The following is a 26242-nucleotide window of genomic DNA, read 5'->3' as shown; positions in this document are numbered from 1 at the left end:
TAAATTCCATGTACAAAAATAAAAAGGTATATATAGTTGGTGGATTAAGAACACCAATAGGCAAAACTAATGGATGTCTAAAGAATTTTCTTCCAGAAAATTTAACTGCTTATTTGATTAAAGAAATTATATATAAATTTAACCTTCCAATGGATGCTGTAGAGGAAGTTATGCTGGGCAATGCTATTGGACCAGGTGGTAATTTAGCAAGATTAAGTTTATTAGAAGCAGGTATGCCATTTCACGTTACCGGTACAACTATAGATTTTCAATGTGGTTCCAGTTTAAAAGCTATAAACATAGCTGCAAGTCTAATCAAATCTGAAGAAAGAGATCTGATTATAGTAGGTGGAGCAGAAAGCACAAGTTTAGCACCTAATAAACAATATCACCCCAAAGATAAAAGATATAAAGGAAGTGATGTATTTTATAAAAGGGCACAGTTTGCACCCTATTCTATAGGAGATCCTGATATGATAGAAGGAGCAGAAAATGTGGCAAAGTGTTGCAATATTGAAAGAGAATCTATGGATATTTGGGCCATGGAAAGTCATTTGAAAGCATTAAAAGCAAAAGCTGAGGAAAAGCTTAAAGATATTATATGCAGTATAAAAACAGAAGAAGGTATAATTAAGGAAGATGAGAGCATTAGAAACAATGTTACACTTAAACTAATGAAGAGAGCCAAGCCTATTATAGATCCACAAGGAAAAGTAACAGCAGCAAATGCTTGTTTAACTCATGACGGAGCAGCACTTATTGTTATGGCATCAGAAAAAGCAGTAGAAAAATACAATTTAACACCTAAAGCTTTATGGGTTGGAGGGGAGAGTATAGGAACTCACCCCAATTTATCACCTTTGGGAGCTACCTATGCTGTAGAAAAATTAATTAAAAGACATAGTTTGAATATAAACCAAGTTGACTTAATAGAAATAAATGAAGCTTTTGCAGTAAAAGTATTGGCTTTTTTAAAACATTTTAACTGTGAAAAGGAGAAAGTTAATATATTTGGAGGAGCATTAGCATATGGACATCCTTATGGAGCTTCTGGCGCAATTATTATGCTTCATCTTTTGGAAGCACTTAAAGATAGAAATAAAAAAATTGGTATAGCATCTTTAGGGGTGGCAGGTGGACTTGGTGTGGCAACAATGGTGGAAAGGTGTGAGTAGTATAAAATGTTGATTTTTTCAGGAATATACAAAAATGCAAAGGAAAATCCATCTAAATTATGCATGACTCTGGAAAATACGGACCTTACTTATGGAGAGTTTGTAAAATGCATTGATAAAAGAGTTGAAATTTTATCAGCAATATATGAAAAAGGAGAAAAAGTAATAATAAAAAATAAAAATCCAATTAATACACTGATTAATTTCTTAGCCTGCTCTATAGCAGGTTTAATTTCTATACCGGTGGATATTAAAATGCTGCCGATAACTTTAGATAAAATTATAGATGAGATAAACCCATGTTGTATAATAGATGATGAATTTACGTATGATGATTATGAAAACCAAGCAATAAAAAAACATGAAACCAAGGATTTTACTAAAGAAGGTAGTTTTTTGTTTCCAGATGTAAAGGATACAGATATTTTCTTAGGTGCCTTAAGTTCAGGAACTACGGGGCATAACAAGGTTATATATAGAGATCATATAAGTTGGGCAAGTGCCTTTAAATATCAAAGTGAAATATTTCATATTAGCTGCAAAGACACATTGTTTTTAGTAGGTTCTCTTTGCTATACAGCAAATCTTAATAGTGCTATTCATATTTTAAATGAAGGGGGAAGTATAGTTTTTTCTAAAAGTATTTACCCAAAAACTTGGATTAATGAAATAGAAAAAAACAATGTTAGCAACATATTTATGGTACCAGCTCATTATAGATTGCTCTTAAAAGAACTGAAGGATAATATATATAATGTAAGATCTCTATTAAGTTGTGGAGATAAATTAGATATGAATACAATTATAGTACTAAAAGAAAGGTTTCCAAAGGCACAAATTTGCGAGTATTATGGTGCAAGTGAATTAGGTCATGTAGCATACATAAACTTTAGAGATGACTTTAAGATAGATAGCGTTGGTAAGGCTTTTCCGCAAGTAGAATTTTGGATTGAAGATGATTTAATATGGATAAAAAGTCCATATATAGCACCAGATTTTAGGCCTAAAGCTACTGTTGGAGATATAGGAAGAATTGATAGAACCGGCAACTTATATCTTATGGGTAGAAAAAATAATACTATTAACAAGGGCGGAGTAAAAATACTTCCTTATAATATAGAAAAAGTATTAAATGAACATCCTAAAATACTAAAATCATTTGTTTTTGGTGTAAAACATTCAATTAAAGGACAAAAAATAGCAGCAATTATTCTAACAAAAGACGATGAATTGACTGTAAAAGAAATTATAGAGTATTGTAGAAAAAACTTAGAATCACATTGTTATCCTCAAAAAATAAAAATAATAAAAGATGTAAAGCTTAATTTAAGTGGAAAAATAGACAGATCGGAATTGATGAAAATACTAAATACGTAAATACTAATATCAATAAAAAATATGCTTTTAAACTTACAAAAATTATAAAATGAAGAATTAGGACTATTTTAAAAAGCTCTAATTCTTCATTTTATTTTTTTAACTAAGTTGTTTTAAATTCTCCTACCTTATTCATTGTTTCTTTAACCATATCACGCAGGTTTTGTGCTGCTTGTGAGACCTCTTCTGTAGAAGCATTCATTTCCTCAGAAGAAGCTGCTATTGTTTCGGCAGATGAGGAAACCTCTTCAGCTATTGAAGTTGCATCTTCTATTTTGTATAAAATAGAGTTTTTCTTATCAGCTATTTTTTCAGCACTTGTATTAACTAAATGTATTTTTGGAGTTACTTCATCCACTGCCTTAGTTATATTAGTAAATGATTGTATTGCTGTATCTATGTTTACCTTTTGATTAGATAATTCATTTTTTACAGTGTTTGTTGTTTCTATCATATTGCTGGCATCTTTGGATATTGTATTAATTAAAGTATTTATACTATCTAGTGAGGTTTTTGATTGCTCTGCAAGTGTCCTTATTTCATCTGCTACTACAGAGAAACCTCTACCTGCCTCTCCAGCTCTAGCAGCTTCGATAGCAGCATTTAATGCAAGTAAGTTAGTTTGATCAGAAATACTATTTATAAGGTTTGTTATTTCAGTTATCCTGTTTACATTTTGTCCTACGTTTGAAATTTTAGAAATTAAATCTTCGAATGAATTTGATACATTTTCCACGGAAATTGTTACATTACCCATATCTCCATTGCTTTTTTCAGCCATAGAGTGAATACCTTTAGTATTTGAGTTAATTTCAGCTATTAATTTAACTACGCTTTCTAAATCAGTACTAAATTCATTAAGAATACTTGTTATAGATACTAAATCTTCGGCCTGTTCACTAGTTCCATTAGCCATAGCTTGTACTGTACTAGATACATTTTCAGCAGAAGAAGCCATCTCTTCCGATATAGCAGATAAATTTTCGGAAGCCTCATTTATTATACGAGATTTATCCTTTATATCATTAATCATTTGAGATATAATCCCTAATGTCCTTATTAAAGATTTTTTCATTATTTCAAACTCATTTTTACCATTGCTTTCTATATTAACTGAGAAGTCACCTTTTGCAACTTCATCTAATATATTAATCATTTCTTTTGTAGAGCCCTTTAGTACTTTTATAATTTGAATTGAGATTATAGCTAAGAAAATAACAGAAAATAAAAATAATAACACAAACAATCTTAAATTTTTATCATATATGGTATTGGACTGATTCATTAATTCATTTGCTACATTCACTTCATAATCTTTTAATTCTTTTAGTAAGTTTTCAATATCCTCAGATACTTTATTAAGTGTATTGAGATCTTCTTCAGGTAACTTTTGATCTTTTTCTAACAAGGCTTTGGATTTTTCATATGTATTTATATATCGTGAGTAGTCATTTTTAAATTTGTTAATTAATTCAGCTTCCTTTGTATCTGTATGAACTGAGGTGAGCTCAGCTAATCTTTTTTCTATTCTATTTTGATAATCTTTTATCTTTGTATCATCTTCTTTGTTGTAACCTGTAATTTCTTTATTAACATATACTCTAATGTTTAAGAAATCTGCTCTTATTGAAGTTATAGAGGTAATTGGCAATAATCTCCCATTATACAGTTCATCTATGTTGTTACCAATTTTTTTCATATTAAGATATCCTAAAATTCCGATAATTGACGTAAACATCAATGCAATAGCAATTATTAATGAAATTATCCGAGATATTTTTAGATTTTTTATAAGTTTTTTCATTTAGTCTTAATCCTCCTTGAAGTAGTTCTATATATAAATATAGTAAATATAATATTTAAATTATCGAAGCAAAATACTATTTTTTTATACTTATAACAACAAAATTATACCACTTATTATTTAAAATACTTTTATTTATGATAAAATATTTATTGAACTTAAAAATAAACTAAAAATCAGGCACAAGAACCATAAGATTCATGCACCTGATTTTTAGTTTATCTTTTAGCGCCAACTAAGGCTCTACTTACAGCTAATTTCCAGTTATCTACAGCGAAGGTATCATTACCAACGTTGCTGATATTAACATTATAAGTTTGTTGAGAAACTATAGCGTTAGCTAAATCCCTTCTAACTCTCTCAGAATGAGTTAACGCAGCTCCAGTAGTGGTGTTAGTTGGACCATATGTCGTAGTACCAGTTCTTGGGCCAGGAGGGGTAATTTCCGGAGTAGTTCCACGTGTTGCGTCAATTCCAGTAGTTCCTCCTATTCCAGTATTGGTTGTACTACCGGTAGTAAAGTCAGAAGTACTTCTAGTAGTAATTTCTTTCCCTTGATTATCAAGTGTTTTGAGAACAACATTAATTATCCTACCATTCCTCACTGTAACTATAGCTGCGTGATTTTCTTGTGAAGTTTTATTACCCTCACCTAGATAAACTCCGTCTTTAAAAGCTGCAGTTCCTATAGGCTGGTTTAGGTTAATATTTGTTCCACCTTGAGTAGTTCCAGGAGTTCTATAAGCAGCATTTCTATTACCACAGGCAGAAAGGGAACAAGTTATTAAAGCTGTTGCTATAATGCTTGCTACTTTTTTCATAATATTACCTCCAAATCTAGAACTATATGAATAAAATAATAAAAAAATTTGTTCCAAATCTTGTATTTTATCAATTTTTTATTTCTACTATATTTACGTTAATAGTTTACTTCAACATCACTTATTTAACCTATTAAATTGAATACATATATGGATTAAGCATTAAAAAATGTCTTTATTTACGCTATATTTTAATCTGTTAATTAAGTATAGAAAATATGTAAAAGTATAAAATATTAAAATGGATAATTAATCAGATTTAATACAAAATAATTTTTGTGAGTATATATTTAAGGAGGAATATTATGATAAGAGAAATTATTGGTACAAAAACAATGGCTTCAGCATTTCGAGGAAGAAGAAATAGAAAAATGATGTCTACAACTATGATTGGAGTAGTTGGAACTGCTTTAAGCTTAGGAGCAGCTTATATGATGAGAAGAAATAGGAGAATGATTAAAGGTTAGATGATTAATAACTTATAAACTAAAGAACCTGATTTTTAGGTTCTTTTATTTTTAAATATATGTTTTCTTATATTTTGGCAATGTTAATTTATATATTCTTTTAAAATATATAATAGATAAAATATTAGTGATAACTATTGTGATCACAAGAAAAAAACAAAAAAGTATTGATTTTTATCCTAAATTAAGTTAAAATTTCGTTATAATAAGAACTTTAATAATAAAAAAATCTAAAATGTTCACTTGTATAAATCTAGCAATATGGGCTGGATGTCTCTACCGAGCTACCTCAAATAGTTGTAGGCTATAAGTGCTTTAATGGCTGTAACTACGCAATTTTAAGCTTTGTTATTTAAGTTTTCCCTATAAGAACTAAATAATTAATTTTATAAAAACCAAAATATAACGTATTTGGATTGTTGAAAAATATTCGTAATGGGACGAATATTGCTAAAATCAAAGATATCAATAGTAAAACCTTATTATAGGGGGAAATAATAAAAAATATCGGGGAGATGATTAGTTTGAAGTATGATGTAATAATAGTAGGTGCTGGTCCATCAGGAATTTTCACTGCATTGGAGTTAGTAAGACAAAAGTTAGACAAAAAGATTTTACTAATTGAAAAAGGAAGAAGTATAGATAAAAGATATTGTCCAAAAGAAAAAACAAAGGAATGTGTTTCATGTAAACCCTATTGTCATATAACTACAGGATTTTCAGGAGCAGGTGCGTTCTCAGATGGTAAATTGTCATTAAGTTATGAAGTGGGGGGAGACTTACCAAATTTAATTGGAAGTGATAAAGCACAGGAATTTATTGAATATACAGATAAAATTTATCTTGAATTTGGAGCAGATACAAGAGTAGAGGGAATAGAAAATACTGAAGAAGTTAAGGAAATAAGAAGAAAAGCAATAGAGGCAGGGCTTAAGTTAGTAGATTGTCCAATAAGGCACTTAGGAACGGAAAAGGCTCAGGAAATATATCTTAAAATACAAAATTATCTTTTGGATTCAGGTGTAGAAATTAAGTTTGATACAATAGTTAAGGATTTGATTATAGAAGATGGAGAAATAAAAGGTGTAATAATAGCAGATTCCAAAACTAAGAACAACGAAGAAGTTGCAAGCAGCAATAAAGTAGTTTTAGCAGCTGGAAGAAAAGGTGCAGATTGGCTCAAAGATATGTGTGTAAAACATAATATTAATCATAGAGCTGGTACTGTGGATATTGGTGTTCGCGTTGAAATTAGAAATGAGGTTATGGAAAGAGTAAATAATGTTCTTTATGAGTCAAAGCTTATAGGCTATCCAGCACCTTTTAGAGACAAAGTCAGAACGTTTTGTCAAAATCCAGGAGGATTTGTAAGTCAAGAGAATTATGATAACAATTTAGCAATAGTTAATGGACATTCATATAAAGAGAAAAAATCAAATAATACCAATTTAGCTATATTGAGTTCTCATAATTTTGCAGAGCCATTTAATCAGCCTATAGAATATGGAAAGCAGGTTGCAGAATTAGTTAACATGCTTGGAAATGGTAAAATATTAGTTCAGAGATATGGTGATATACTAGATGGAAAAAGAACTTGGCAGAAGGAACTATATCAATCAAATGTAAAGCCTACACTGCCAGATGCTGTGGCTGGAGATATAACTGCGGCTATTCCCTATAGGCCTATGATGAATATCTTGAACTTTATAAATGCAATGAATACTGTTGTACCAGGATTTGCAAGCAGAGAAACATTATTATATGGTCCAGAGATTAAATTCTATAGTAACAAGATAAATATAGATACAAACTTTGAAACTAACATAAAGGGAATTCATTGCTTAGGGGATTCCAGTGGATGGACCAGGGGATTAATGATGGCATCTGTAATGGGAGTACTAATGGGAAAGAGTATCGTTGAAAATAATTAGTTTAAATGATTGCATTTCCAAATATATCCATTTATAATTATAGTAAGGTTATGCTATAAAAGGGTGGGATAGGAATGGAGTTAATAAACAAGAGACAAAGACGTAATATAAGAAAGAAAAGAAAGAAAAAAAGACAAATAATGTTAGTATCATTAATGACTATAATATTAATTGCAGTATCAGCAGTCTTATTAAGAATATAATTAATAATTTATTAAAAAACTCTCAACTAATTTAAATAGCACATATTATAAAATTTCCGTATATTATGTTATAGTTAGTAATTTTAATAGAGAGGTTAATATGATTTATGTAAAAGATGTTGAGAGCATAGTAAAAAATCTAGTAGGTCACAATAGAGAAGAATACTCAAGAGTTAGTATACTTAGCAAATTGAAAAATAGTTGCACTTATAAACAAAAAGGGAGAAGCCTTATATTTAATGAAAATGAAGTATGGAATAAATACTTTATGGAAAATGAAAGGCTAAGAATATTAATTGAAAAAAGAAAAATAACAAGTGTTGAGGAATTGATGCTATACATTGAAGATGATGATTTTGATTATTAACTAAGAACTTGGTTTGCCCAGGTTCTTTTTATTTTGTAAATTGACATTTGAGAATAAGTATATTAGCATATTCTTATATAGTAATGCTTAAGTAGGAGATTCAATATGGAAAATCAAGTTAAAATTTTTAAAGCATTAGCTCATTCTATAAGATTAAAAATAATTAAAAAACTATCTGACGGAGAGCTTTGTGTATGTAAATTAAATGAGGATGTTAATTTTAGTCAATCTAATTTGTCTCAGCACCTTAAGATATTAAAGGAAGCTGGTATTTTAAATTCAAGGAAAGAGGGGATGTGGACTTATTATAGTATAGCTGATGATAAGATTTTGCAACTTCTATATATAGCTGAGAAATTAAAATAAGGAGTGAAAAGTATGAGTGATTTAAAAAAAGAAGATATTAGAAATGTTGTACGAAATAGCTATAAAAAGATTGCAGTAGGCAATATAAAAAAGGGAGGTTGCTGCAATAGCGACATTACATTAAAAAATTCTGCTGTAGAGATATCACGTAAAATAGGATATTCTAATGAAGAATTATTGATGGCTCCAGATGGCGCTAATATGGGACTTGGATGTGGTAATCCACAACTGATAGCTGATATAAAAGAATCAGAAGCAGTTATAGATCTTGGAAGTGGAGGGGGATTTGACTGTTTTTTAGCTTCAAAAAAGGTTGGCGATAATGGATATGTTATTGGTGTTGATATGACTCCAGAGATGATTAGTAAATCAAGAGTTATTGCTAGAAGAAATAGATATAAAAATGTAGATTTCAGATTAGGGGAAATCGAAAATCTTCCTGTAGCAGATAATATTGCAGATGTACTTATATCTAATTGCGTTATAAATTTATCTCCTAACAAACAAAGGGTATATAATGAAGCATACCGCGTATTAAAAAAAGGTGGTAGAGTTGCTATTTCTGATATAGTTCTTGTAAGGGAATTAACAGATGAGATGAAGCAAGACGAAAAACTTTATTGTGGATGAGTGACTGGAGCATCTTCAGTTGAAGAGTTAAAGCGATATTTAGAAAATGCAGGTTTTAGTGAAATTAGTATTAAAACTAGTGAAGTATCAAAAGAATATGCTGAGAAATGGGGACACAATTTAAAAGTAGGCGAATATATTATGTCTGCATCTGTAAAAGCAGTAAAAGTATAAGGCGCAAAAGCATTGCTAACATTTTAAGTTGAGCAGTGCTTTTTATAAACAAATAAATTTGCTGTTAATATAAAAGTATATCAATCACTAAATCAATAGGATTTATTTGACAAATTAGGCGGACTTAAAATAAAATAAATATATTATTAGATTAAGAGAGGCGCTAATTATGGAATTAAATGAATGCATTAATTTTTTACTAACAAAAGCACAGCATACTGTGTTTCAATATTTAAAAACCAATCTTGCACAATTTGATGTAACACCAGTTCAATATGGAATATTAAAATGTCTGTGGGATGAAGATGGTCAAACACCTAAGCAAATTGCTAGAACTCTAAGTTTAGACGGTTCAACTATTACTGGAATCCTTGATAGGATGGAAAATAAAAACTTAGTTAGAAGAACTCCTGATCCAGATGATCGTAGAACTCTAAAAGTTGTAATCACTAATCAGGGACTTGAACTGCGTGAGTGTATAGAAGAGGTTATAGAAGAAGTAAATAAACGAATTTTAGAAATATTTACTTTTGAAGAACAAGAACAATTAAAAAAATTTTTAGAGCAAATTGCAAATCGTCAAGTTTTTTAGAAGGTGTTGGTATATGTCAACACTTATTTTTTTTATAAATTTATTTGTTGACAAATTATTTGCATACAATTAAAATTAAATGGATCAGTAATACGAGAGGATGATTTAATTGAGTAAAATTATAGGAACTTCAATGTCTAAAGAGATTGTTGAATTATTTAATAAGGAGTTAACAACAAGTATACTTTCAACTGTTACAAATGAAGGATTTCCGCATGCTTTGCCTGTTCATCTAATAGCGGCTCCAGATGATAAAACTGTAAGAATGGCATTAATGAGTATACATAAAACAACAGAAAATATTAAAGATAATGGAAAAGCTTTTATTACAGTTTTAGAGGGTACTGATATAGCAGTTGGTATAAAGGGAACTGCAAAGGTTGTAAGGGAACCTATGGAAGGTAATTCGGCAATGTGTATGATTGAATTTAAAGTTGAAGAGATAAAAAGTGATACGACTCCTACAGTAATAGTTACTGATGGTATTCGTAGTAAACATAGAACTGATAAGACTAAACATTTCTTCAGAGCAATGTTTGATGAGTTATATAGAGGATAGGACTTTAAATATAATTTAGCCCAAGATTTTGTCTTGGGCTTTTAAATTTTTTGCTGTGTTTTTAAAGAAATTTATATTATTTATGGAACAATAATCCCCCTATTAAAATATGATACTAATATGGACGTTATACATAAACAGAGTTCTTGGCATCAGTTGGAATTTTAATTCCATCGGATAAACTAGCTTGGTCTTAATTAAAGAAAAGAGGGATGTTTTATGTTACTTAATACTAAGTCAGATATTCCAGAAAGCTTTTATATATTTGTTGATACTGAAAATCCTTTAACGGCACAGGCTTTAAAATCTACGGGAACATTTTCTTCTTCAGCGTATACTATGTGTAGATATGATAAATCCTTTTTGGAAAAATACATTAAGGGAAGAGTTAAATATTTACCATATAAAAGGTCTGGTAATGATATGAATGTATCATCTCCATTTTATACGTCTGTAATTAGCGAGTTTAGTGTCGAGTACGATGCAGAACGAATTAGAGAAAAATTTTACCCATTATATCCTTCTAGAATGTCCGCTGTATATGCATTTGGTGATTATGACACTTGTATAAAAGTTTCTAGAAAGTATGACTGGGAATTAGAAAGCGTCAGAAAATTTAGATTAATAAAAGGGAACTTAACAAGAGTGATAAAAGTAAACATGGAAATTGTATCAAAAGCTAGATCTATGTATTTAAACTCTATGCTTGATGAAAAAGGTAAAGAAATTCTATGGAAAAACTATTGGAGGGGATTGGACTACGTTCCAATAAACTCATATCTTGCAAATTATTCATTTGGTAACTTCAAGGTAGATGATATATATGAATATTTAATTGAGGGTTCAGTAGTTTTAGAAGAATAGGAATATAAATAAACTATAGGAAAACTAACTAGAAAGTTAGCTTATACAAAGGGGTATGTTTCCAAAGCTTTTAACGGACTGAAGTTTGGAAACATAGCCCGGGGTGTAAGTTAACTTTCTGATTGGTTTCTCTATATTTTTATTATATATTTTTTAGATAGTAACCTAAGATACTAGATATTTTTTACAGCTTGTCATTTTAAAACTATTAGTATCTATAGTTATATAGTAATAGCTAAAATTTTCGTTATTATTATGATTTCCACCACAGCCGCTTACCACATAACGTATAGAATCATCTGAATTATGGACCCTAATCTTAGTTTTATAGGATATATGCTTATGGTGGCAGAATATACCGATAACATTTAAGTTCTTAATACTGTCTAAAAATTTAGTTGTTTCTAGGAAGGATAACTCATGGTCATTAAGAGTTAGAAAAGATGAAGAATTTCCTAAGGGTGTATGAAAATCGATTATATAATGATACTTATTGTTTAGTATTTCGTTTTCACCAAGAAGAAGTTTTGTATCGCTTTCGCTAAATTTTGCAAAATAATTATTCATTGGGGCATCAGAAAAATGGGTATTTAGATAAATATATTTTATATATGTTCCAGGAATAGGAATAATACCTCGTACTGCACCAATATAAGATTTAAAGTTTTTGCTACTAGCATCAAATATATTATAGTCGTGATTTCCTAAAGAAACAAAAATAGGAATATTGCTACTGCTTAATACACTTTTAGTAATTTGCGCAAAAGCGGCAAAGCTGTCAGGATTATCTCCAGCATTAACAGCATCACCACCATGGACAATAAACATTGGATTAATTTTTTTATTTTTTACAATATGTTTTAAAATTTTTTCATACTGTTGACCATTCGAATCTACAATATATTTATTATCTTTAATTTTAGTACATACTAAATGACTATCCCCTAAAACAACAAAACTAATCTTATGATGTCTTTTTACATAATTAGAAATTTCATCTGATTTGTTATATAAAATATCTAAAGACCAGACATTTAAAGGCTGCATGCAATATCATCTCCCTTATAATAATAGTATATGACATAGCAAATGTATTGTTAGCTCATTTTAATAATACGCTGATTAAAGCATCTAAAGAATAGAATTGTCTAGTGGTCGTAGGCAAACTCCTTTGGTATTAAGAACTCTATTTATAAAAAATTCATTAAGTTTAAAGAAATAATAAGGCACCTATATATAATATGAATTATAATGAAAAAATTAGATATAAGGAGAGGCATGGAATCATAATTTGCAAGTTATGGGTAAAATAAGTTATAATTGTAGAAAATATAATACAAGTATTTTAGTTACAATATTGGTATCTAATATATAATACATGTTGTAATGTATGTAATTATTCATAAAAAACGGAAAAAGCAAAAATTGAAGCTAAAACAGGAGAAGATATATATGAGCAAAAAGAAAGTGTATTGGCCAATTATACTTATTTTTTTATTTGCAATTTTTTTAGATTTTAAAGTATATGCTAAAGAAATTAATATAAATAGCTTAGATGTGAATTCAAAATTGTTAGAGGACGGTTCTTTATGTATAGAAGAAGTTATTGGATTTAAAATGAGCGGAGATTTTAATGGTGTATATAGAGGAATAAATACAAAGTACTCAGGAGGAGTTCAGGATATAAAAGTAACTGAACTGACAGCATCAGGAGAAAGAGAGTTTAATAAAGTAGAAGATGCTAAAAATGGACAAGATGGAGTATATCAAATATTAAAGTCAGGAGATATTTATAATTTAAAAATTTATTCTCCAGCAAAAGATACAAATAAGAAATTTAAAATATACTATAAACTTAAGAATGTAGCTGTAAAATACAATGATATTGGAGAGCTGCGTTATAGGTTTTGGGGAGACCAAAGTGAGAATGCAATAGATAGGTTCAATATAAATCTAACAATAGAAAAGTTAGCAGATAGAAGTAAATTGCAGGTTTTTGCTAGAGGACCTATAGATACTATGGAAGCTTCAATATCAGATTCTAATGTTTTTAATATTAAAGGCGAGAAAGTAAAAGTTAAAACACCTATAGAAGGAAGATTTTTATTTCCAAAAGAGTCAATACCTCTGTCAACTAATATAGTTGGAGAAAATGCTCTAAATAGAATACTGGAAGAGGAAAGTGCTAATCAAAAGGCAATTGAAGATGAAAAAAATCGCAAAAAATATATAAGGTCTATTGGGAATATTATAGGTTCAGCAGCTTTTGTTTTAAATTTAATCTTGGGAGTATACATTCTAAAAATAAAAAGAAATAAAATAGAGGATGATTATAACACTTTCCCAGATGACTGCACACCTGCAATAGCAAGCAAATTATATAAAAATATAATAAATGAGAGAGAGGTTATAGCAACCATATTAGATCTAGTTAGAAAAAAATATCTAAGTATAAAGGATCTGGGATATGGCAACTATGCAATAATAAAAAATAGAAACATAGATGATAATCTGCTATCCCATGAAAAGTTTGCTATAAGATGGTTTATAGATTATATAGGTAATGGTGTAAAGGTTGAATTAAAGGATATAGAGAATTACAGTAAAGAACATAGAGATAAATTTTTTGATTACTTTTATAAGTGGAAAGTTATGGTCAAACATGAGTTTGACAAAAAAGACTATTATGACAAAAATGCAGCAAAATTAGCGAAAGCATTTGTAAGTATATTTGTTACTGAAATAGCAGTAATGGTCATTTTCTTAGTTTATGGAAGCTTAATTTCCATAATAGGATTAATTACGGCTCTATTTAGTACTATATTCAGTTTTTCGCTATGGGGTAAAAAAAGTGTTTATGGTGAAAACCAGATTAGAAAGTGGAAAGTATTTAAAAAATATTTAGAAGATGATAGATTTATTAAAGATCAGAATTTGAGTGGCATAGAGACCATAGACAAATATTTAGTTTATGCTGTGTCTTTAGGTGTTAATGATAGGATTTTTGAAAAACTCAATATTAAATTTAAAGACAAGGGTGCAGGAGAAGAGAATTATTGTGCTTCATGTCTGTATTGGTATTTTTGGATTGGCATGGATGATGAACATAATATAATTCAAGATAGCCTGCATAATTCCAGCAGTTCAGGAACTAGTGATGGGGGAGGATACTCTTCTGGAGATAGCGGAGGATGTGCTGGTGGTGGCGATGCAGGAGGATTCTAAAGTCATAAAGCTAAATTTATTAACATATATATAATTTAGCCAGTATAAGATAAAGCGTAAATGCTTAAAATTATCAATATTTTATATTAGGGGGAAGTTTAGATGTCTAAAGAAGGTATAAGTGGAGTTTTTAAAAATATTACTGGGGTAATAGTAGAGCCAAGAGCAGCATTACAAAGAGTAAGTGATAATCCTAAGATATTAAAGTATTTAATACCTATAACATTAGTACAATTAATCATTTCGATAATCGAGTTACCAAAGATTGTAAGTTTTACAATATTGCAAGCACAGGGGGGAGCAAATTTTTCTGAAAGTCTTATTCCATTTTTGAGAAAAACAGTTACAGCGTCTGTTATAATTACATCAATATTTTCACCAATAGTGATGGCAGTAATAATAACAGCATTAATTAAGCTTGTAACTATATTTGTTGAGGAAAATGCGAGCTTTAAACAATTGCTCTCTGCAAATGTTTTGGCATATATACCTATGCTTATAGGTGGAATAGTGGCAGCTATAGTTATGATGTTTACCGAACCTCAGAATATTAAAAATGTTACAACGAGCTTTGCTATGTTTTTAAGTTCATCAGTAAGTGAGACAAGTACTATTTATAAATTGCTTTCATGTCTTGATATATTTGTAATATGGAGTTTAGCATTAGTGTCAATTGCTACCTCTGTTGTTTATAAAATGAATATAAAAAAATCATCAGCTATTGTGTTTGGACTTTATGTTATTAGGATAGCTATTGGAGTTTTAGTTTAAAAGGAGCAGTTTTATACTGCTTCTTTATTTATTTTATTTTAATAATGATAAATTTTAAAAAATTAGGCAAAATATACATAAGTGATTTTTATTTTAAGGAGTGCTAATATGAAAAAAATAATGGTATTACTTATTTGCTTTGTAATGTCATTTACTGCAGGATTTGTCTCTGCCAAAGATCCAGTTCATGTACTTGTTGGAGATAAAGAGGTTGAAAATAATGGAGAATATATACTAAAAGATAGTAAAGTATATGTATCTCAAGATGCTCTAAAAAGGGATTTTGGATTCAATGTGTTTTATGATAAAAATGAAAATACGATAAGACTTTATAATACAGAAAAAACAGCACTTGAAGGCAGAATAAAATTATTTGAAAAGTTTATAGATAATTATAATCCAAAAACTCCAGATGAGATTGCCGAACTCTGGGCTCAGGGAGTTAAGGAAAGAAATGGTATATTACAATATTCCACGCTCAATGCACCGTTAAAAGAAAAATTTAAAGAATTGGCGGAAAAAAGAGGTAGTTGGGTAACTGGATTCTCAAGTCCTTGGGTTGAAAGCTACAATATTACTAAGGAAAAACCTAATGAATCAACATGGAAATATAATATAGTTTTTAAAGCAGTAACATCAGCTTCTGATACATATAACTGGCATGCAACATTGATAATAAGTAAAGAAAATGGTAGATGGAGAATAATAGATATTCAGAAAGATTTTGATGTCATGTGAATTTAAGACTTGGCTATAAATAATAGAAAAGATGTGTTATCTTAGGTTAACATGTCTTTTTTCATGTATAGCTTATGCTTGATAGAAAAATTTTAATCATAGAAAAATTTTTATTTGTACATACTATATAAGGTCATTGGGAAACATATAAAATGAAAACCCTTACACAAGAATACCTTATAATTTTTAATTTTTTAAGATATATAATTTTAGAATAAATTTATTAAAGGATGAAAATAATTATGAAAAAAGTAGCTACTTATATAATAGTATTCTTTTTATTTGGAAATATAAGTTTTAGAGCAAAAGCGCTAAGTTTAAGTACTGCTTCTAGTGACACAAATACTATTGAGTACTATCAAACTATGAAAAGAGATCTTTTATGCTTAATGATGGCTTATCCTGAATATATTGCAAATGTTGAAAAAGAAGAGAGTGGACGAGTATATCTAGTGATGAAATCAGGAAGAAGAATACTTTATGATGACAAAAAAACTAAAAGCTTTGAGGAAAAACTAAGCAATTCAGATTTACAGGATATGATGGAACAAGAATATCCTCTTTCTTATAATAAAAGCTTAATGGAAAAAAATTTTGACCCTGGGCGTCGCAGAGTATATGTTTTATTAAAGGATGTTTATGGGGAGTCTAAAGAACAGGTTGAATCTAACCTAAAAAATGTTAGTGTAGGATATAGAAACTATCAATTCAATAATAATAATAAAGCAGCAGAAGCACTACAGAATGCTATGAAGGAGTTAATACCTATCACACAAAACAGAGAAGATATTAGAATATGCGTATATCCTTGCAGTGGTACATTTAACTATCGTTTTATTGCAGGAACAAACCAATTAAGTCCACATTCTTTTGGCATTGCTATTGATCTTGCACGAGATAAAAGAGATTATTGGAAATGGGCATCAAGAGAAGAAGGGGAGAAAAGAATAGCCTCTTATCCAAAAGAATTAGTAGAAATATTTGAAAAAAACAATTTTGTATGGGGCGGAAAATGGGGACATTTTGATATTCTTCATTTTGAATATCGACCAGAAATAATTTTAAAGGCTCGATATTTTGGAGATAAGCGTAATACTAAAGACTGGTATAATGGTGTACCTTGCGAAGATCCTTCTGTAAAAAATTATATTGAAAAAATTAATCGAATTTTTCAGTAATTTTTTAACACCTTATACAAATTTAAAAAAGCTAATTAAATTTTATTTCTCAAGATAAAGGAGTAAAATAAATGAATGTTTCTATAGTGAAAAATTCTAAATCTAATATAATAAAACTAATAGTAAAAATTATACTCTTTATTATTATATGTCAGTATTCTTCAGTGTCAGCAAGAGCTGTTAATTCCAACGAGGAGATTATAGGTATTGTACAAAATATTTTTGTAAACAGAAATAAAGCAATAATAAATGGAGATTTAGAGTTAATTGAATCTATTTATGATAAAAATACAAAATATGGAATGTGGGCATATGAATATGAAACAAAAAAGGTACAGTACATTCGCAATTGGGAAGGAAAACAAGGGGTTAAGTTTACCGAGATTAATCCCACTGTAGTAATTAAAGGAATTAGAGGTTCTGGTGATAAATATTCAATTAATCTTTTGTGTTCAACAGAGTACAAATATATCTACGAAAATCAACCAGAGGAAATAAATAGTTCAAGAATTGGAACATATCATACTATTCAACTTGTAAAAAAAGATAGTGAGTGGGTAATAGTAAAAGAATGGTATAAGGATCCATTTGCAGATTCATTATATTTAGATGATTCAAAGGCTAATTCTATAAAACAATATATTTTATCCAAAAATGCAAGAGATTTTTCCTGCATCAATGAAAGGAGAATAAAAGCTGTAGAATATGCTGACCAATATTGTGGAATAGCAAGCGAAGAAAAATATGAGTTTAAGTATAATAAGAAATATAGAGATTATAATCCAGAAGGTGGAGATTGTGCAAACTTTGCATCTCAAATTCTTTTTGAGGGAGGTAAATTTAGAAAGAATTCTGCATGGAATTATGATAGTAAAGATGCAACACGAGCATGGCTTAATGCAGATGGATTTAAAAGCTATATGATTCACAGTGGTAGGGCATCAGTTATTGCCTATGGAAATTATGATAAAGTATATAAAGCTTCCTATAATCTTTTGCCAGGTGATTTTGTAGCATATGAAAAGAAAGGTGATATAATTCATATTTCTGTAGTAACAGGAGCAGATTCAAAGGGGTATTCTTTGGTTAGCTGTCATAATACAGATAGAAACAGAGTACCATGGGATCTTGGATGGAGCGATAAAGATATAAGATTTTGGTTAGTACGTGTACATTATTAAAAAATAGAACTATTAAAACATTTAGGAAACAGTTCGAGCTTATAATGCAGGAGTGTTTTGTAGAGGAAAGAAATATTTAAAGATAAATAAGCTTCCTGTAAAAGCAAGAGAGAACTATTGCTTAGGTATATCTTATGATTGCTTTTACAGGAAAAGATAAATTTATAGTAATTAATTACAAGTTTAGTGCTAAATTGTGTAGAACATATTAATATATAATACTGCAAAGAATTAATTTGCAAAATATCTTAGGTGATATTTGAATTTGGTTTACATAAATCATTTTTCCTTTGTTGATATACTCCTCTTGCTATTATGGCAATAATAACAATCATGCCTCCTATAAAAGTATAGCTACCAGGTGATTCCCCTACGAATAAAAATACCCAAACAGGATTGAGTAAAGGTTCAATAACCGGTATTAGGATTGCTTCGATAGCTGATACATGTTTAATAGCTGTTGCATATAAAATATAAGGAATTCCTAGCTGAAATATACCTAATATAAGAAGTCCTGAAATACTTTTCAAACTTGGAACAGACAAGAAGAAAAAGGGTAAAGCAATAATAAATGTAAAGATGTTACCAATTAACGTCATTTCTACTGGAGAGCCTTCATCTTGAAGTTTTAAAAAAATAATAACTCCTGCCATAGCTATTCCACTTAAAAGAGCTACAAAGTTGCCAGCAATATTACCACTTTTTATATCACCAATAAAGAATAAAGTCATTCCAAACAGAACAATAATAATTGTAATCCAATCAGATTTTGTAGGCTTTTCTTTTAAAAACCATCCAGAAAATAATGCTACCCATATTGGAGCTGTAAATTGCAATAATATGGCGTTAGCAGAAGTTGTAAGCTTATTAGCTGTAACAAATAATATTAGCAATGATGCATAACTACATGCACCTAACAATTTAATCTTTCCTAGTTTTAAACTTCTTAATGTTTTTTTTAAATAAAGCAGCATAATTACTGCTCCAATACCGCTGCGCGCTCCAGCAATGGCTATAGGATTCCAATCTACTAGCTTAATAAATAGCCCACCAATACTCCATAAAAATGCTGTGACTACAAGAAATACTACTGCTTTTTTTCTATTAATATTCATATTTAAATTCCTCACTACGATTAATACAATTAAGTTGATTATTTACTATACTCCAGTTGTTTTAACACATCTTTCAGAGCTTCACACATGCTTAAAATATCATTTTTGGAAATAGTCAGTGCTGGATAAAATCTTAGAACATTACAAGCTGCTGTTGTTCCAATAAAATAACCTCTTTCTAACATCTTTTCACATACAATTTCTGAGATATTTTTAATATTTAGCTCCATTGCAAGCATAAGTCCTTTTCCTCTAACTTCTTTTATAATTGAACTGGAATTTTGCATCTCATTTAACTGGTTGATAAAAAAATCTCCAGTATTTGATGAATACTCAATCATATTATCTTCTTTAATAATGTTTATCACCTCATTTGCAATTGTACAGCCCAGTGGATCATTTTGATGAGATTGAGCATAATGAAAATTCTTCATTTCAACTTGATTAGCTATTTCTTTGCTCATTACTACTGCACTGATTGGATACCCATTACCAAGAGATTTACCAAGTGCAATGATGTCTGGTTCAAGGTCATAATGATTATATCCAAACCATTCGCCTGTTCTTCCAAAACCAGTAGTAACTTCATCAACAATAATTGAACCACCGTAATCTTTTACAGTCTTTGCTAAAAAATTCACTAATTTATATGGTGGGAAAAGAACTCTGCCACATGAACTTCCAGGTTCTAAAATGAAAGTCGATATGTCACTGAATACAAGGTTCTCTAGCACACTACATTTATTTGTACATTCTTCATTTGGACAATTATTGCATTGTAAAAAATCTAATTCAACCCATAAATTGTTATCACGAGGAATAGCGGTATTAGAGAATGCAGATAGATAGGAATTAGAGAAGGTTAATATTTTGCTGCCTTTTGAAATCAACCTTGAAATTGTAATCCCTAATTCTACGGCTTCACTTCCAGAACTCAAGAATACAGCTTTTCCATCTTTAAAATGAACTTGCTCAAGCAAATTTAAAGCTAAGGTTTCTGCAATATCATTAGTTAACTTATAATGAACATGAATAATCTTGTCTAGCTGCTCCATTATAACAGTCTTTATTCTTTGATTGTTATGACCTAAGGCAGTACACCAAATTCCAGCCTCAAAATCTATAATTTTTTTACCATCTTTACTATATAAATTTGTATTTTCTCCTTTTACTATATCTGTCCTTATAATTGGATGGCAGTGTAGTATATGATCTAATTTTGACTTTACCATGTTACAATCTCCTTTATTATAATAATTTTTGCTTCCCTGCTATAACTCGATTATATATAATGGAATTATACGGTACAACGCTAAAAAAACAGTCTTGTACCGGTACAAAACTAGATTTATACTTGAAATAAGCCGGATAAGCTATAGGAGAAAATCATGGAAAAGAAATATGAATTAATAATAAAATATATTGAAAAACTTGTTGCATCCAATAAATTAAAACAAGGACAGAGATTACCTACTATAAGAGCTCTAGCTATTAAACATAAATGTAATAAGTCTACTGTAATAAGAGCTTATAAGGAGCTTGAATTAAATCATAAGATATATGCTATTCCAAAGAGTGGATATTATTTGGTAGAAAAGAATGAATTAAATAAGGATGAAATTGAAGCTATTGATTTTTCAGAAGTATTACCTGAGCCTAAGTTATTGCCCTATAAGGAATTTAATCACTGTATAAATCGAGCAGTAGAGCTATATAAAAACAATTTATTCTCATACAGCCATGCTCAAGGATTAAAATCTCTAAGAAAAGTATTAGTAGACCATTTCAGTGAATACCAGATATTTACTTCAGAAGAAAAAATTTTTATTACATCTGGTGCGCAGCAAGCGCTAAGTATATTATCAAAGATGCCTTTTCCGAATGGAAAGAAAAATATACTAGTTGAGCAGCCTACTTATAGCCTAATGCACGAATTAGTAGAGATAAACGGAGATAGACTAGTGGGTATAAAAAGAGATTATAACGGAATAGATTTAAAGGAGTTAGATAAAATTTTTAAATATGGAAATATAAAGTTTTTTTATACAATTCCAAGAATGCATAATCCACTGGGAACAGATTACTCTGAGAAAGAAAAAAAGAGAATTGTTGAGCTAGCTGAAAAATACGATGTTTATATTGTTGAAGATGATTACTTAGCTGATATTGACACAAATAAAAAGGTACTACCAATTTATTATTATGATACCTCAGAAAGAGTGATCTATGTGAAGAGTTTTTCTAAGGCATTCATGCCAGGGATAAGAATAGGTGCAGTAGTGATTCATGAAAAGTTGAAAAAGGAATTTTTAAAACATAAGAAACTCTATGATTTAAATACATCAGTACTAGCTCAAGGAGCATTGGAAATTTTCATTAATAGTGGAATGTATAAGAATCATATTAAAAAGGCTCAATTAGAATATAGAAAGAAGATGGATTGTTTAAGACAATATTTAAAGGGATTAAATAAAAATGGAATAGAATTTTTTATTCCTCCAACAGGCTTTTTTATTTGGATAAGGCCACCTAAGAAAGTTGATATGACTATACTTATTAAAAGATTAGAGGAAAGAAAGGTTTATATTGCATCAGGAGAAAAGTTCTTTATTAAAAATAGTTCAAATGAAAATAGTTTCAGAATATGTATATCAAAACTTACGAAAAATGAAATTAAAATTGGAATAGAAATATTATTTGAAGAAATATTTAGGTTTAAAATTGAATAGAAATTTTATAGGGTTACTAGGCCGAAAGTTGACTTATACGCCGGTATATGTTTCCAAGCTTCAGCACGTTAAAAACTTTTAGCCAGTCTAAAGCTTGTGCTTCAAGACAACCTAAGAACTTTCGAGAACTCGCTCCGCTCAAACAACTCTAAAGTTCTAAGGTTCTCTTAAAACCCTTCACTAAGACTGGCACAAAGTTTTTAAATCTACTTCAGCTTTGGAAACATATCCCTCTGTATAAGTCAACTTTCTAGTTAGTTTATCTATATATGATTAATTTGTGAAGGTTAAACTTTCCGCTATTTTTTTAGTTTCCTCTAAAGTAAGCTTAGGATCTTGAATAAGGATGCTGTAGTTTAAACCATTTTCACTCCAACAAACTACCTTTATGCTGTCATCCATAAAGGTGCCTTTTTGGCCCCTTATAGTAATTTCTTTTTCGTTAGGAAGCTTGGAATCATCTTTTTTATCGTTATTATCAAGAATTATAGTAGTTAAAATAAAGGATACTGCTCCATTTTTTTCATAAGTCTGCTCTACTTCCTTATGATTTATTTTTTCAAAGTTGTTTGTGGTAACACCTTTTAATTTATATTCCTTGTTTTCAGGTAAATATAATATAGGTTTACCTGCCATTTTTGCCCCGTCTTTTAAATTCGAAGAAGTACCTTTATTTGGAGCCATTGAGTTATCCATGTTTTCGATTTTAACATCAGAAGAAAGTTTTTGAATAAATAAGCTATTATCTAGCTTAGGAGAAAAGTCTAGCTTTGTATATTCTTGATCAATTCTCGTATTATTGGATTCGGAGGAACTCTTTATCACAAACCAATTTTCTTCTTCTATCCAAAATTCTTGAGTTCCTATTAAGCTGTTTTTTTCCTTTGGTTTTGCTAAAATGTGATAGGTTTTCATGGACTTTATGGTTTCTTCTCCTTTGAAGGTTAACTCGTGAGTTTTAGATATAATACCTAATTGCCTTATAAACTGGTCTTTATAGTTACTGTTAAAACCTGATAAATCATCAGATACTTTAGAAGTTAAAGCTTTTTTGTCCTTCTCCATGTATATGGTAATATTATCTCCATCATTGGTTGTTACAACCTTGCCATCAGCTTTTGATTCAACTTCTGAGCGCCTTTTTATTTTGTTACCTGAGTTATCAACCCATTCTTTATAAAGACCACTTTCTTTTAGGCTTCCATTTTCATATATATCTAACTTAGCCTCTCCATAATAAGATTTAGGTTTTTCACTTGCCTTAACTACTTTTGATACTACTTCTTCAGGAATTATTGTATCTTTACGAAGGTTACATCCTACAAATAAAGAGGATACAATAGCAGCTCCTAAAATTATTGAAAATATTTTTTTGCTTTTCATGAAAATTCTCCTTTTCTATTTTATAGTGTTTGGGGAATCCAGCAAGCAAAGGTTGTAATATTTTTCTCAGAAAATACTTTTAACTCTCCGCCGTGCTTTTGTAATACTAGATTTACAATGCTAAGACCAAGTCCAACTCCGCTTTGAGATGTCTTGTTCCTAGAATCATCTGTTTGGTAAAAAGGCATAAATATCTTTTCTGATTCCTCTTTTTGGATAGAGCTGCCCTCGTTTTTAACAATTATAATGCAGCCTGAATTTTTCCAGAGTTTAAGCTCATCTTTAAATTCACTTTCTAACCATTCTGGAAAGGTTTTGTCTAATGAAAAGACAGCTATCCATATATGTCCTTTTACTGGGGTATAGCGTATTGCATTTGTTATGAGGTTGTCCGCAACCCTCATCATCTGTGTAACATCTACTTTATATATTCCTTGTATGCATATTTCTACATGAAGATTTATATTATTTTCCTCACAGGTTTTGTTGTAACCTGAAAAAAGCATTTCAAAAAACTCATTTCCTTCAACTTCCACAAAATCCATTTTATAATCTGATGTAAGAAGAGTATATATCATAAGATCATCAATCATTTTTTTCATGTAATCACTTTTATTTAATATAACAGAAGATCTGCTTTTTATCTTTGATATATTTAAATCAGTATCATTATACATAGATTCAGCGTAAGCTCTAATTGATGTTAATGGAGTCTTTAAATCATGAGAAATTGCAGATATCATATATTCTTTAGATTTTTGTTCTAGTTCTATAGTCTTTCTTTTTTCCTCTAAGTCGTTTTTCATAATATTAAAGTGAGTTATCAATTCGCCTACTTCATCCTTGTTTTCATATTTAATATAACTTTCATCCCCTTCAGCGAATTTACTCATCCCATCTATTAAGAGGTTTATAGGTTTATTAAATTTTTTATTAAGAAGGATAATTATAATTATAAATACTGCTGTTAGTGTAATTACAAAACATACAGCTGACATAATAGTTTTTATATTTACTCCTTCAATAAAGTTTTGTCTCGCAATAGTAATTTCATAAAATCCTACTAAGACATTTTCATTAAATACAGGTTTTTTCAAAGTATAAGCTTTATACCCAGGTGTTATCTTATATAGATTAGAATACAAATCTTCTTTAGATTTTGTATAAATAATGCTATCATCGGAAGAATAAAGTTTCTGGCCATTGCTGTTATACATAGAAATTTGTATTGTATTTTTATCCTCAACATTTAAAATGATATTTTTCATAGGAAAATCAGTATAAAGTTTAGGGTTATTTAGTTTATCCTCATATACTTTGAATCTGGATAAGGCATTTATATAGTCATTAAGCTCAACTTTTTTGTGATAACTAGAGATAAGATTATATAAAAGTATAGATGTAAGTATAGGTGTAAGCATTACAGCTAGATGAGATAAAATAAGCCACTTTTTAAGCTTCATATCTTTTTCTCACCAATAAATTTATAACCAGTTCCCCATACTGTTTGAATAAAAGTAGGCTTTTTTACATCATCACCAAGCTTCTCACGTAAGGACTTAACATGAACAGTAACTGTATTATTTCCATCTACATCTATGCTTTGCCATATATGTTCATAGAGTTCTTTTTTGGAAAAGGTCTTATTAGGGTTTTGAGACATTAAAAGTAATAGTTCAAATTCCTTTGAGGTCAAGGGTATTTCTATATTTTTCAAAAGTACTCTATTTTCCTCAGGTAATATTGTTAAGCCTTGAATAAACTCTATGCTATTAACAGATAAGGAAATACCTTTACTTTTTCTATATCTTCTAAGCTGAACTTCAACTCTAGCAGATATCTCCAAAAGACTAAAGGGCTTTGTTATATAGTCATCTGCACCCAACTTAAGGCCTTTTACTTTATCTAAATCTGTTTGTTTTGCACTTATAATTAGAATAGGAACTTCGCTTATCCATCTTATATTTTTGCACAAAGTATAACCATCCATTTCCGGAAGCATTATGTCTATCATAACTAAGTGAAAGGTCTGCTTTTTAAAATCATCTAAACCTTCTTTGCCAGTAGAGGACCACCAAACTTCATATCCTTCTTTTTGTAAATGTTCTTTTAATATATTAGCAATTGCCTCGTCATCTTCAACTATTAATAGTTTTTCTTTCATTTAGCTACCTCCTTACAATTTACATTATATATTCGTATTTTATCATTTTTTTGTATTTAATAAATTCTTTATAAATATAAATTTCTTATTAGAGCAAAGGTAGTAATAATCCTTTCAATAAAAAATATATTGAGAGATTACTTTGAAATAAACATAGATGATACAAAATTTCAAAGTAATGTAAATTTTAATTCAAATTATGTAAATAATATAAAAACAAGTGTTTGGGACATACACTGGAACACCCAAGATGGAGATAAACAAATCGGTATTAATGTATCAATAGATGCAAATACAGGAAAAGTGATTCGTGTAAATAGATATGAATTTGACAATAAACAGTCAACACCAAGCATCGCAAAGATTACACAAGAACAGGCTAAAGAAATAGGAGAGGCTTTTCTAAAAAAGATAAATCCATAAAGCAA

General features: G+C 29.5%; 26 protein-coding genes and 1 riboswitch. Of the genes, 18 read left to right on the top strand and 8 right to left on the bottom strand.

What is annotated here, in order from left to right; genetic code table 11:
* Positions 1-8 precede the first annotated feature (8 nt).
* Together ACZ5N4_RS18515 and ACZ5N4_RS18510 are read left to right on the top strand one after the other, a co-directional pair.
* Entirely contained in the window at positions 9-1175 is a 1167-nt protein-coding gene (locus ACZ5N4_RS18515; protein ID WP_464203987.1) for a thiolase family protein, read from the top strand.
* A 6-nt stretch (positions 1176-1181) separates the two neighbouring features.
* Positions 1182-2552: an AMP-binding protein gene (locus ACZ5N4_RS18510; protein WP_464203985.1), complete on the top strand. Its 1371-nt coding sequence runs from the start codon at positions 1182-1184 to the stop codon at positions 2550-2552.
* Positions 2553-2655: 103 nt separating this feature from the next.
* Here the strand turns inward: ACZ5N4_RS18510 and ACZ5N4_RS18505 are convergent, their stop codons facing one another.
* Together ACZ5N4_RS18505 and ACZ5N4_RS18500 are read right to left on the bottom strand one after the other, a co-directional pair.
* Complete coding sequence (locus ACZ5N4_RS18505; RefSeq protein WP_464203984.1) at positions 2656-4356, bottom strand: methyl-accepting chemotaxis protein; 1701 nt, start codon at positions 4354-4356, stop codon at positions 2656-2658.
* A gap of 218 nt (positions 4357-4574) precedes the next feature.
* Positions 4575-5177, bottom strand: a complete 603-nt coding sequence (locus ACZ5N4_RS18500) for a hypothetical protein (RefSeq protein WP_464203983.1) — start codon at positions 5175-5177, stop codon at positions 4575-4577.
* A gap of 305 nt (positions 5178-5482) precedes the next feature.
* On the opposite strand from ACZ5N4_RS18500, the gene ACZ5N4_RS18495 reads away from it, so the two are divergent.
* The 9 genes from ACZ5N4_RS18495 to ACZ5N4_RS18455 all read left to right on the top strand — a co-directional run bounded on the left by ACZ5N4_RS18495 (position 5483) and on the right by ACZ5N4_RS18455 (position 11330).
* Entirely contained in the window at positions 5483-5644 is a 162-nt protein-coding gene (locus tag ACZ5N4_RS18495) for a hypothetical protein (RefSeq protein ID WP_464203982.1), read from the top strand.
* A 223-nt stretch (positions 5645-5867) separates the two neighbouring features.
* A riboswitch (purine riboswitch) is annotated at positions 5868-5971 on the top strand.
* A gap of 197 nt (positions 5972-6168) precedes the next feature.
* On the top strand, positions 6169-7575 hold the full coding sequence (locus tag ACZ5N4_RS18490) for an NAD(P)/FAD-dependent oxidoreductase (RefSeq protein WP_464203981.1): 1407 nt from the start codon (positions 6169-6171) through the stop codon (positions 7573-7575).
* Between the two features lie 74 nt (positions 7576-7649).
* On the top strand, positions 7650-7778 hold the full coding sequence (locus ACZ5N4_RS18485) for a hypothetical protein (protein ID WP_464203980.1): 129 nt from the start codon (positions 7650-7652) through the stop codon (positions 7776-7778).
* A gap of 100 nt (positions 7779-7878) precedes the next feature.
* Complete coding sequence (locus ACZ5N4_RS18480; protein ID WP_178910650.1) at positions 7879-8145, top strand: hypothetical protein; 267 nt, start codon at positions 7879-7881, stop codon at positions 8143-8145.
* Positions 8146-8250: 105 nt separating this feature from the next.
* Positions 8251-8511 carry an ArsR/SmtB family transcription factor gene (locus tag ACZ5N4_RS18475; RefSeq protein ID WP_464203979.1) on the top strand — a complete coding sequence of 87 codons (261 nt, stop codon included), beginning with the start codon at positions 8251-8253 and terminating at the stop codon, positions 8509-8511.
* A 12-nt stretch (positions 8512-8523) separates the two neighbouring features.
* Positions 8524-9315, top strand: coding sequence for an arsenite methyltransferase (gene arsM / locus ACZ5N4_RS18470; RefSeq protein ID WP_464203978.1), 792 nt, complete (start codon positions 8524-8526; stop codon positions 9313-9315).
* Positions 9316-9484: 169 nt separating this feature from the next.
* Positions 9485-9907, top strand: coding sequence for a MarR family winged helix-turn-helix transcriptional regulator (locus ACZ5N4_RS18465; protein ID WP_464203977.1), 423 nt, complete (start codon positions 9485-9487; stop codon positions 9905-9907).
* Positions 9908-10016: 109 nt separating this feature from the next.
* Positions 10017-10466: a pyridoxamine 5'-phosphate oxidase family protein gene (locus ACZ5N4_RS18460; RefSeq protein ID WP_464203976.1), complete on the top strand. Its 450-nt coding sequence runs from the start codon at positions 10017-10019 to the stop codon at positions 10464-10466.
* A gap of 219 nt (positions 10467-10685) precedes the next feature.
* On the top strand, positions 10686-11330 hold the full coding sequence (locus ACZ5N4_RS18455) for a hypothetical protein (RefSeq protein ID WP_464203975.1): 645 nt from the start codon (positions 10686-10688) through the stop codon (positions 11328-11330).
* Between the two features lie 165 nt (positions 11331-11495).
* Here ACZ5N4_RS18455 and ACZ5N4_RS18450 read toward each other — a convergent pair whose 3' ends face one another.
* Positions 11496-12377 (bottom strand): metallophosphoesterase family protein, encoded by an 882-nt coding sequence (locus ACZ5N4_RS18450; protein WP_464203974.1) that lies wholly within the window; start codon positions 12375-12377, stop codon positions 11496-11498.
* Between the two features lie 405 nt (positions 12378-12782).
* Here ACZ5N4_RS18450 and ACZ5N4_RS18445 point away from each other — a divergent pair, with 405 nt between their 5' ends.
* From ACZ5N4_RS18445 to ACZ5N4_RS18425, 5 genes are all read left to right on the top strand, one after another.
* On the top strand, positions 12783-14555 hold the full coding sequence (locus ACZ5N4_RS18445) for a DUF2207 family protein (protein WP_464203973.1): 1773 nt from the start codon (positions 12783-12785) through the stop codon (positions 14553-14555).
* A 102-nt stretch (positions 14556-14657) separates the two neighbouring features.
* The gene (locus tag ACZ5N4_RS18440; RefSeq protein ID WP_464203972.1) at positions 14658-15326 is read left to right on the top strand and encodes a YIP1 family protein; all 669 of its coding nucleotides are present in this window, start codon (positions 14658-14660) and stop codon (positions 15324-15326) included.
* A 108-nt stretch (positions 15327-15434) separates the two neighbouring features.
* On the top strand, positions 15435-16064 hold the full coding sequence (locus ACZ5N4_RS18435) for a hypothetical protein (protein ID WP_464203971.1): 630 nt from the start codon (positions 15435-15437) through the stop codon (positions 16062-16064).
* 242 nt (positions 16065-16306) lie between these two features.
* A complete protein-coding gene (locus ACZ5N4_RS18430) occupies positions 16307-17242 on the top strand; it encodes a M15 family metallopeptidase (protein ID WP_464203970.1) in 936 nt (311 codons plus the stop codon).
* 71 nt (positions 17243-17313) lie between these two features.
* Positions 17314-18423 carry an amidase domain-containing protein gene (locus ACZ5N4_RS18425; protein ID WP_464203969.1) on the top strand — a complete coding sequence of 370 codons (1110 nt, stop codon included), beginning with the start codon at positions 17314-17316 and terminating at the stop codon, positions 18421-18423.
* 248 nt (positions 18424-18671) lie between these two features.
* Here ACZ5N4_RS18425 and ACZ5N4_RS18420 read toward each other — a convergent pair whose 3' ends face one another.
* Together ACZ5N4_RS18420 and ACZ5N4_RS18415 are read right to left on the bottom strand one after the other, a co-directional pair.
* The gene (locus ACZ5N4_RS18420; protein WP_464203968.1) at positions 18672-19538 is read right to left on the bottom strand and encodes a DMT family transporter; all 867 of its coding nucleotides are present in this window, start codon (positions 19536-19538) and stop codon (positions 18672-18674) included.
* 38 nt (positions 19539-19576) lie between these two features.
* Positions 19577-20770: a class-III pyridoxal-phosphate-dependent aminotransferase gene (locus tag ACZ5N4_RS18415; protein ID WP_464203967.1), complete on the bottom strand. Its 1194-nt coding sequence runs from the start codon at positions 20768-20770 to the stop codon at positions 19577-19579.
* Between the two features lie 156 nt (positions 20771-20926).
* On the opposite strand from ACZ5N4_RS18415, the gene ACZ5N4_RS18410 reads away from it, so the two are divergent.
* Entirely contained in the window at positions 20927-22267 is a 1341-nt protein-coding gene (locus ACZ5N4_RS18410) for an aminotransferase-like domain-containing protein (protein WP_464203966.1), read from the top strand.
* A gap of 273 nt (positions 22268-22540) precedes the next feature.
* On the opposite strand, the gene ACZ5N4_RS18405 is transcribed toward ACZ5N4_RS18410, so the two are convergent.
* From ACZ5N4_RS18405 to ACZ5N4_RS18395, 3 genes are read right to left on the bottom strand one after another with little or no spacing between them, the layout of a single operon-like run.
* Positions 22541-23650, bottom strand: coding sequence for a LolA family protein (locus ACZ5N4_RS18405; RefSeq protein WP_464203965.1), 1110 nt, complete (start codon positions 23648-23650; stop codon positions 22541-22543).
* 20 nt (positions 23651-23670) lie between these two features.
* The gene (locus ACZ5N4_RS18400) at positions 23671-25113 is read right to left on the bottom strand and encodes a HAMP domain-containing sensor histidine kinase (RefSeq protein WP_464203964.1); all 1443 of its coding nucleotides are present in this window, start codon (positions 25111-25113) and stop codon (positions 23671-23673) included.
* Positions 25110-25814 carry a response regulator transcription factor gene (locus ACZ5N4_RS18395; RefSeq protein ID WP_464203963.1) on the bottom strand — a complete coding sequence of 235 codons (705 nt, stop codon included), beginning with the start codon at positions 25812-25814 and terminating at the stop codon, positions 25110-25112. Before ACZ5N4_RS18395 ends, ACZ5N4_RS18400 begins: the two co-directional genes overlap by 4 nt.
* Positions 25815-25943: 129 nt before the next feature.
* On the opposite strand from ACZ5N4_RS18395, the gene ACZ5N4_RS18390 reads away from it, so the two are divergent.
* Positions 25944-26237, top strand: coding sequence for a YcdB/YcdC domain-containing protein (locus ACZ5N4_RS18390; RefSeq protein WP_464203962.1), 294 nt, complete (start codon positions 25944-25946; stop codon positions 26235-26237).
* Positions 26238-26242: the final 5 nt, after the last annotated feature.

Source organism: Clostridium nitrophenolicum (assembly GCF_055391695.1).
This window is presented reverse-complemented; position numbering and strand designations above follow the sequence as displayed.

What these genes read in the sequence shown, in the direction of transcription:
- ACZ5N4_RS18515 (WP_464203987.1), top strand. Translation starts at nt 9, where the DNA reads ATGTACAAAAATAAAAAGGTATATATAGTTGGTGGATTAAGAACACCA.
- ACZ5N4_RS18510 (WP_464203985.1), top strand. Translation starts at nt 1,182, where the DNA reads ATGTTGATTTTTTCAGGAATATACAAAAATGCAAAGGAAAATCCATCT.
- ACZ5N4_RS18505 (WP_464203984.1), bottom strand. Translation starts at nt 4,356, where the DNA reads ATGAAAAAACTTATAAAAAATCTAAAAATATCTCGGATAATTTCATTA.
- ACZ5N4_RS18500 (WP_464203983.1), bottom strand. Translation starts at nt 5,177, where the DNA reads ATGAAAAAAGTAGCAAGCATTATAGCAACAGCTTTAATAACTTGTTCC.
- ACZ5N4_RS18495 (WP_464203982.1), top strand. Translation starts at nt 5,483, where the DNA reads ATGATAAGAGAAATTATTGGTACAAAAACAATGGCTTCAGCATTTCGA.
- ACZ5N4_RS18485 (WP_464203980.1), top strand. Translation starts at nt 7,650, where the DNA reads ATGGAGTTAATAAACAAGAGACAAAGACGTAATATAAGAAAGAAAAGA.
- ACZ5N4_RS18480 (WP_178910650.1), top strand. Translation starts at nt 7,879, where the DNA reads ATGATTTATGTAAAAGATGTTGAGAGCATAGTAAAAAATCTAGTAGGT.
- ACZ5N4_RS18475 (WP_464203979.1), top strand. Translation starts at nt 8,251, where the DNA reads ATGGAAAATCAAGTTAAAATTTTTAAAGCATTAGCTCATTCTATAAGA.
- ACZ5N4_RS18465 (WP_464203977.1), top strand. Translation starts at nt 9,485, where the DNA reads ATGGAATTAAATGAATGCATTAATTTTTTACTAACAAAAGCACAGCAT.
- ACZ5N4_RS18455 (WP_464203975.1), top strand. Translation starts at nt 10,686, where the DNA reads ATGTTACTTAATACTAAGTCAGATATTCCAGAAAGCTTTTATATATTT.
- ACZ5N4_RS18450 (WP_464203974.1), bottom strand. Translation starts at nt 12,377, where the DNA reads ATGCAGCCTTTAAATGTCTGGTCTTTAGATATTTTATATAACAAATCA.
- ACZ5N4_RS18445 (WP_464203973.1), top strand. Translation starts at nt 12,783, where the DNA reads ATGAGCAAAAAGAAAGTGTATTGGCCAATTATACTTATTTTTTTATTT.
- ACZ5N4_RS18440 (WP_464203972.1), top strand. Translation starts at nt 14,658, where the DNA reads ATGTCTAAAGAAGGTATAAGTGGAGTTTTTAAAAATATTACTGGGGTA.
- ACZ5N4_RS18435 (WP_464203971.1), top strand. Translation starts at nt 15,435, where the DNA reads ATGAAAAAAATAATGGTATTACTTATTTGCTTTGTAATGTCATTTACT.
- ACZ5N4_RS18430 (WP_464203970.1), top strand. Translation starts at nt 16,307, where the DNA reads ATGAAAAAAGTAGCTACTTATATAATAGTATTCTTTTTATTTGGAAAT.
- ACZ5N4_RS18425 (WP_464203969.1), top strand. Translation starts at nt 17,314, where the DNA reads ATGAATGTTTCTATAGTGAAAAATTCTAAATCTAATATAATAAAACTA.
- ACZ5N4_RS18420 (WP_464203968.1), bottom strand. Translation starts at nt 19,538, where the DNA reads ATGAATATTAATAGAAAAAAAGCAGTAGTATTTCTTGTAGTCACAGCA.
- ACZ5N4_RS18415 (WP_464203967.1), bottom strand. Translation starts at nt 20,770, where the DNA reads ATGGTAAAGTCAAAATTAGATCATATACTACACTGCCATCCAATTATA.
- ACZ5N4_RS18410 (WP_464203966.1), top strand. Translation starts at nt 20,927, where the DNA reads ATGGAAAAGAAATATGAATTAATAATAAAATATATTGAAAAACTTGTT.
- ACZ5N4_RS18405 (WP_464203965.1), bottom strand. Translation starts at nt 23,650, where the DNA reads ATGAAAAGCAAAAAAATATTTTCAATAATTTTAGGAGCTGCTATTGTA.
- ACZ5N4_RS18400 (WP_464203964.1), bottom strand. Translation starts at nt 25,113, where the DNA reads ATGAAGCTTAAAAAGTGGCTTATTTTATCTCATCTAGCTGTAATGCTT.
- ACZ5N4_RS18395 (WP_464203963.1), bottom strand. Translation starts at nt 25,814, where the DNA reads ATGAAAGAAAAACTATTAATAGTTGAAGATGACGAGGCAATTGCTAAT.